The sequence below is a fragment of the Castellaniella sp. genome (assembly GCF_034007085.1).
Taxonomy (GTDB): domain Bacteria; phylum Pseudomonadota; class Gammaproteobacteria; order Burkholderiales; family Burkholderiaceae_B; genus Castellaniella.
In genome coordinates, this window is record NZ_JAVERO010000130.1 from 1 (window position 1) to 5,815 (window position 5,815).

The following is a 5,815-nucleotide window of genomic DNA, read 5'->3' on the forward strand; positions in this document are numbered from 1 at the left end:
GCCATCAGCAGACTGCGGATCCCGATCCGTGTGCGTGGTCCGAAACGCATGAAACGCCTCCATGTGCCGTGTTCGCCCCCCGATCGCGCATCTTTGGCGGCGATCTCCTACAATCTGGGAAAATCACTGTCGGCGTCCGGGGCCTGCCGGTCCGGTCGGCGCAACCTGGATCGCCCATAGGGGGAAGACCATGCATTCTAACTTCATGGATGCCGTGCGTGCGCGCAGCGATCAGGCCATCGCATCGGGCGACTTGCAACCCATCGTGGCCGAACAGGTCGTCATCGAAGACCAGGGGTTGCCATTTACCGTGCGCTGGGTCGCAGCGCTGGCCGCCAAAGACGCGGCAAAGCCGCGTGCGGCAGCGGCTGCGCCTGCGACTGCCGATTCCCAGGCAAGCATCTTGCCCGGTGGCCCGCGCGACCCGGATTTCAATCCCTTCCTGAAACCCGATCCCGCCCTGTTGGTTGGCCCGGTGGGGGATCATCACGCCGCTATTCTCAACAAATTCCCCGTCTGTCTGCACCATCTGGTGCTGGCCCGGCGCGCATTCGCAGAACAGCGCTCGCCACTGGAGGCCATCGACTTCCAGGCCCTGGCCTTCATGCTGTCGCACGAAGGCGGCCTGGGGTTCTACAACGGCGGGCCTGCGGCGGGCGCCAGCCAGCGACACAAGCACGTGCAGTGGATTCCCGCTGCGCCGGACAACGCCTCGCTGCGCGCCCTGGGTGCCGGCCTGCCATCGGGGCAGGCGCAGGGCACGGTGGTCCGTCACCCCGCGCTGGCCATGGCCCATTGTTTTGTGCGTGTGGATGCCGGCCTGGGCGCCGATGCCGGGGCCAGCGCCCAGGCCATGGGGATTGCGTTCGGTCAGGCCTGCGCCGCGCTCGACCTGCGCCCGGATGCCGATGGCCTGCTGCCGCCGTGCAACATGCTGGTGGGCGACGGCTGGATGCTGGTGCTGCCCCGCAGCCAGGAACATTTCCAGGGCGTGTCCCTGAATGCCCTGTCCTTTGGCGGCACGATCTATGTGCGCGATCCGGCCCAGATCGATGCCATTCGCGCGGCCGGCCCGCTGCGGGCGCTGGCCAGCGTCGGGGTGCCGGGCTAGGGCAGGGGGATAGGGTTTCCCTCAGTGGCAAATTTGATCACAGCGGCCTGTTTCGACAGAAGGGAGTAGCGCCTGTCATGGATACTGCAAGGGTTCTGCAGATCCTTATGATTTATAGCACCAGGTGCTATAATAAAACCACGACAGGTGGCGTTGATGGACAACCATACCCCGCGTTTTTTCAAGACCAGATTATTTGCCAAACGAGCGGCCAAAGCTCGGATTTCCGACCAAGAGCTATTTCAGGCGGGCACCGATCTGACACAAGGAAAAGGTGCCAATCTGGGCGGCGGTGTCTGGAAAAAGCGGCTTAACAAGAACCTGCATCGCAGCATTGTGGTAGAAAAAGTAGCGGCTTGGTGGTTCTTCATCTACCTGTACGCAAAGCGTGATCGTGAGAATATCGATCAGGCGGAAGAGGCTGCTTTCAAACGCTTGGCCGCACAGTATGCGGTCATGCAAGACGCGCAGCTTGATGAACTACTGATGCTGCACGAACTTCTGGAGATTTTCAGTCATGACGACCAAGCCCCGCTTCAAGAGCGATGCGTTTGAAGCGATTCATAGCGCGGCCACGGGCCTTCACCGGGGCGGCGTGGTGACGAAACAGACTATGCGGGATTTCGATGCGATGTGTCTTGCGGCGGCACCGCAGTTCGATGCAAAGGCTGTCGTCCAGATCCGCAAAGACGCACAGGTGAGCCAGTCTGTCTTTGCCAGGTATCTGAACACGAGCACGTCCACCGTGCAAAAGTGGGAAAGCGGCGCGAAGCAACCCAGCGGTGTAGCCGCGCGTCTGCTGCAGGTCGTCAAGAAGCATGGCCTTGATGTATTGGCTTGATCAGGTCGAAATCGTCGTGCGACCGGCGTGGCGAACACAAGCGCCAGGAACGACAGTAGCTGCTTGAGTCTGAACTGGTCAGCTTGCTTCACGCAAAAAACCAGTAGCACACCCCGATCGAGGCCAGCACCCCGGCCAGATCCGCCAGCAGCGCGCAGCCCACGGCGTGGCGCGCGCGCTGGATGCCGACCGCGCCAAAATACACCGCCAGCACATAAAACGTGGTTTCCGTGCTGCCTTGCACCGTCGCGGCCAGCAGGGCGGCAAAACTGTCCGGTCCGCTGTGCTGCATGGTCTCGATCATCAGGGCGCGTGCTGCGCTGCCGGAAAACGGCTTGACCAGGGCGGTGGGCAGGGCATCGACGAAACGCGTGTCCAGGCCGCCCGCGTGCGCCAGCCAGCGGATGCCGTCCAGCAGCACGTCCAGCGCCCCGGACGCGCGCAGCACCCCCACCGCGCACAGCATGGCCACCAGATAGGGCAGCAGACCCTTGCACACGTCGAAACCGTCCTTGGCGCCCTCGATGAAGCGTTCGTAGACCGGGATGCGCTGCCAGGCGCCAGCGACCAGGAACGCAATCAGGATGCCGAACAGCACCAGATTGCCCAGCAGCGAGGACAGGGCGGTCACGGCAGCGGCGCTCATGGACGCCAGCAGCGCCATGAATGCGCCCAGCAATAAGGCGCCGCCGCCCAGCCAGGCCAGGACCACCGGGTCGTGCAGCCGCAGCCGCTGCACGAAGGCCACCGCCAGCAGGCCCGCCAGCGTCGAGGCCGAGGTCGCCAGCAGGATCGGTAGGAACACCAGCGTCGGGTCGGCCGCGCCCTGCTGCGCCCGGTACATGAAGATCGTCACCGGCAGCAGCGTCAGCGACGAGGAATTCAGCACCAGGAACAGGATCTGCGCGTTGCTGGCGGATCTGGGTGCCGGGTTCAGCGTCTGCAGTGCATGCATGGCCCGCAGGCCGATCGGCGTGGCGGCATTGTCCAGCCCCAGCGCATTGGCGGCAAAGTTCAGCGTGATCAGGCCCAGGGCGGGATGCCCGGCGGGCACCTCTGGCATCAGGCGCCGGAACAGCGGCCCCAGCAGCCGCGCCAGGGCGGCCACCAGCCCGGCCGATTCGGCGATCTTCAGAAAGCCCATCCACAGCGTCAGCGTGCCAAACAGCAGCAGCATCAGCTTGACCGACAGGTCCGCCATGTCGAACAGGCTGGCAATCAGGCGGGCGAACACGTCCGCATCGCCCAGGGCGAGCCATTGGAACAGCGCGGACGCCGCCGCGACCAGAAAGAACCCGAGCCAGAGGATGTTCAGCATGCGGCAGTCTAGCGCGAGGGCGGGCCGGCTGTCATGGGCGGGTCGGTGTGGGCCGTGGCATCCGTGTCCCTTGTGTGAAGTCCGAATAGTCCACGAAGGGTAGAGCCTGCAGGATGAGGCTTGGCCCATGACGGATGATCGGCGGCCGCCACACCATCATGGATGGACGAAGATAATAAATGCACATACAATAAATGAAAGTGATTGAGTTCGATCCTGTAAAGGACGCAATCAACGTGCTTAAGCATGGCCTGTCTTTGGCGGATGCCTTGCTGGTGTATGACGCACCAGTGAAAGTCACCGTGCCGGTCATGCGTGATGGTGAGAATCGCTGGATGGACATTGCGCACGTAGAAAGCGTGGGTGTCGTCCTGATGCTGGTATATGTCGTCCGGGGCGATGCATTGAGACCCATTTCATTGCGGCGTGCCTCAAAGGTCGAGCGGAGGTTATATCGTGAACATACGGAAAGTTGATTCCCGGACGAACTGGAAGCGTGTCCAGGAGGATGTGCGGATGGACAAGCCCGTTGCCTACGATCCGGATGTCGATCCCTACGATCCTAATGATCCGGACGCCGTGGCGGCGTACTGGAATTCGGTGGATGCCGTGGTGCGTCGCCCGGGGCGGCCGCCCGTGGCGGTACGCCGTCAGGCCCTGACCATGCGGATGGATCCCCGGCTGTTGGCGTATTTGCGCGCGACGGGCAAGGGCTGGCAATCCCGGCTGCATCGGCTGATCGAGGAGGCGGTGGCCGAAGGCAGGCTCTGACGCGCGGTCCGGATCGGGCTGGACCTGGGGCCGGCATCGGCATCGGCGCGGGTCCGGGGATGGCTCGCATCCTCGGCAGCGGCGTCTCGCACGGTTTGAATCCAATCCCCGCGTCCGGATTCAACGTCAGGGTAATCCCCGAACAGGAGGTGCCGCGCGGGGCCGATGTTGCGGACTTGCAACGCCTCCCCGGGGAAACTGATGGTTTTGTCCCGCCCGACATGGCGTTCCCTCCGGATTTTTGATGCAATAACTACAACTTCCCATCGCGGAGTTGGAAGAGCGGCGGCACAGGGTGTTGTTGGCCGGCTCTGATTCACACAAATCTACGGAGATTTCTTACATGAAAAAGACTCTGCTCGCTGCTGCTCTGCTGGCTGGCTTTGCCACCGCTGGCGTTGCTCAAGCGGAAACGTCCGTGACGCTGTACGGTATCGTCGATACCGGCTACGGCTACCAGAACTACAAGTATGATCGTAATGGCATCGACGCTACGTCCAAGACTTCCGGTCTGCGCAGTGGCACCGTCAATGGCAACCGCTTCGGCCTGAAGGGCTCCGAGGATCTGGGTGACGGCCTGCGCGCCATCTTCCAACTGGAACAGGGTTTCGACCTGGGTAACGGCCAAGGTTCTTCGGGCCGTCAGTTCCACCGCCAGGCCTTTGTGGGTCTGTCCAGCGACAACTGGGGTACCTTCACGATGGGTCGCCAGTACAGCGCTGGCGTGATGGTGGGTGACCTGATCGTCAATGGCTGGAACATGGGCGACGCCGACAAGGTCTTCGGTGCCTACGGTTATGCCAACCGCATCGACAACTCCTTCAAGTACGTCACGCCTGACCTGTCCGGCTTCAAGGCGGCGTTCCTGTACGGCTCCGGTGGCAATGACACCATTAACCGTGATGAAGGTGCAGGTGTTATTGTCAATAGTGAACGTGATTCGCGCGTGTCCGTCGGTCTGATGTACGCCAACGGCCCGATCAGCGCTGGTGCCAGCTATGACCGGCAGGGCAATACGGCTAACGAAGACGCCATCACCAACTGGACCGTCAATGCGGGCTACGACTTCGAAGTCGTGAAGCTGTCCCTGGCCTACGGTCGGGATCGCTATGGCAAGCTGGGCTGGGCTGGTGGTGCTGGCGAATACGTTGATCTCGGTGCCAACAATCCCGTTTTGTCTAACGACTTCAAGTCCAATAACTACCATGTGGGCCTGAGCGCTCCGATCGGTGGCGGCACCTTGTACGCTGGTTGGGGTTACTCCACGTCCAACCTGGACGACAGCGACAAGTGGGGCGATGACGCCGGCAACATCAGCACCTACCAGCTGAACTACTTCTACCCGCTGTCCAAGCGCACCGGTGTCTACACCTACGCCACGTACGGCAAGAACCTGGGCTACGTCAAGGACTTGAAGGGTACCGAAGCCGGTATCGGCCTGAACCACAAGTTCTGATCACCGCGCGTGGCTCGTCCACGCTCGCGATGCGGCCCGGCGTGCCGGGCCGTCACGAACGGCGGGGCTTTGGCCCCACAGCAAAAAACCACCCTCCGGGGTGGTTTTTTGCGTATGAGTCAAGGCATCGCCCGCGTGCGTGCAGCGTTTTGGCAATCGGTCGATTTCTTGATCTGGAATATGTTTCTGCTGCGGGTTTTCCCGGCAATCGGGCTTGTCGAAATGCTACAATCCCATAGTTTGATCTTCTTTGACAGGGGCCACTCATGAATCTGGCACAGTATTTTCCCGTGCTGCTTTTCATCATCGTCGCCACGC

Annotated in this window: 8 protein-coding genes; 6 read left to right on the top strand and 2 right to left on the bottom strand. The window is 62.0% G+C overall.

Annotated elements, in window-relative coordinates; translation table 11 throughout:
- Nucleotides 1–190: 190 nt before the first annotated feature.
- The 3 genes from RBR29_RS10090 (at nt 191) to RBR29_RS10100 (ending at nt 1,952) form a co-directional block, all read left to right on the top strand.
- Entirely contained in the window at nt 191–1,111 is a 921-nt protein-coding gene (locus RBR29_RS10090; protein ID WP_320348992.1) for a phosphorylase, read from the top strand.
- A gap of 156 nt (nt 1,112–1,267) precedes the next feature.
- Entirely contained in the window at nt 1,268–1,666 is a 399-nt protein-coding gene (locus tag RBR29_RS10095; protein WP_320348994.1) for a type II toxin-antitoxin system RelE/ParE family toxin, read from the top strand.
- On the top strand, nt 1,629–1,952 hold the full coding sequence (locus tag RBR29_RS10100; RefSeq protein WP_320348996.1) for a DNA-binding transcriptional regulator: 324 nt from the start codon (nt 1,629–1,631) through the stop codon (nt 1,950–1,952). The genes RBR29_RS10095 and RBR29_RS10100 overlap by 38 nt, the downstream gene beginning before the upstream one ends.
- Nucleotides 1,953–2,040: 88 nt before the next feature.
- Here the strand turns inward: RBR29_RS10100 and RBR29_RS10105 are convergent, their stop codons facing one another.
- Nucleotides 2,041–3,270, bottom strand: a complete 1,230-nt coding sequence (locus tag RBR29_RS10105) for a nucleoside recognition domain-containing protein (RefSeq protein ID WP_320348997.1) — start codon at nt 3,268–3,270, stop codon at nt 2,041–2,043.
- 194 nt (nt 3,271–3,464) lie between these two features.
- On the opposite strand from RBR29_RS10105, the gene RBR29_RS10110 reads away from it, so the two are divergent.
- The 3 genes from RBR29_RS10110 (at nt 3,465) to RBR29_RS10120 (ending at nt 5,497) form a co-directional block, all read left to right on the top strand.
- A complete protein-coding gene (locus tag RBR29_RS10110) occupies nt 3,465–3,746 on the top strand; it encodes a BrnT family toxin (RefSeq protein WP_320348999.1) in 282 nt (93 codons plus the stop codon).
- Nucleotides 3,747–3,786: 40 nt separating this feature from the next.
- Complete coding sequence (locus RBR29_RS10115; protein ID WP_320349001.1) at nt 3,787–4,041, top strand: BrnA antitoxin family protein; 255 nt, start codon at nt 3,787–3,789, stop codon at nt 4,039–4,041.
- Between the two features lie 343 nt (nt 4,042–4,384).
- Complete coding sequence (locus RBR29_RS10120) at nt 4,385–5,497, top strand: porin (protein WP_320349002.1); 1,113 nt, start codon at nt 4,385–4,387, stop codon at nt 5,495–5,497.
- Nucleotides 5,498–5,616: 119 nt separating this feature from the next.
- Here RBR29_RS10120 and RBR29_RS10125 read toward each other — a convergent pair.
- Nucleotides 5,617–5,815: hypothetical protein (locus RBR29_RS10125; protein ID WP_320349005.1), on the bottom strand; the 199-nt coding region annotated here is incomplete at its 5' end.

Excerpts from the sequence above, each read along its gene's own strand:
- RBR29_RS10090 (WP_320348992.1), top strand. The coding sequence starts at position 191 with ATGCATTCTAACTTCATGGATGCCGTGCGTGCGCGCAGCGATCAGGCC.
- RBR29_RS10105 (WP_320348997.1), bottom strand. The coding sequence starts at position 3,270 with ATGCTGAACATCCTCTGGCTCGGGTTCTTTCTGGTCGCGGCGGCGTCC.
- RBR29_RS10110 (WP_320348999.1), top strand. The coding sequence starts at position 3,465 with ATGAAAGTGATTGAGTTCGATCCTGTAAAGGACGCAATCAACGTGCTT.
- RBR29_RS10115 (WP_320349001.1), top strand. The coding sequence starts at position 3,787 with ATGGACAAGCCCGTTGCCTACGATCCGGATGTCGATCCCTACGATCCT.
- RBR29_RS10095 (WP_320348994.1), top strand. The coding sequence starts at position 1,268 with ATGGACAACCATACCCCGCGTTTTTTCAAGACCAGATTATTTGCCAAA.
- RBR29_RS10120 (WP_320349002.1), top strand. The coding sequence starts at position 4,385 with ATGAAAAAGACTCTGCTCGCTGCTGCTCTGCTGGCTGGCTTTGCCACC.
- RBR29_RS10100 (WP_320348996.1), top strand. The coding sequence starts at position 1,629 with ATGACGACCAAGCCCCGCTTCAAGAGCGATGCGTTTGAAGCGATTCAT.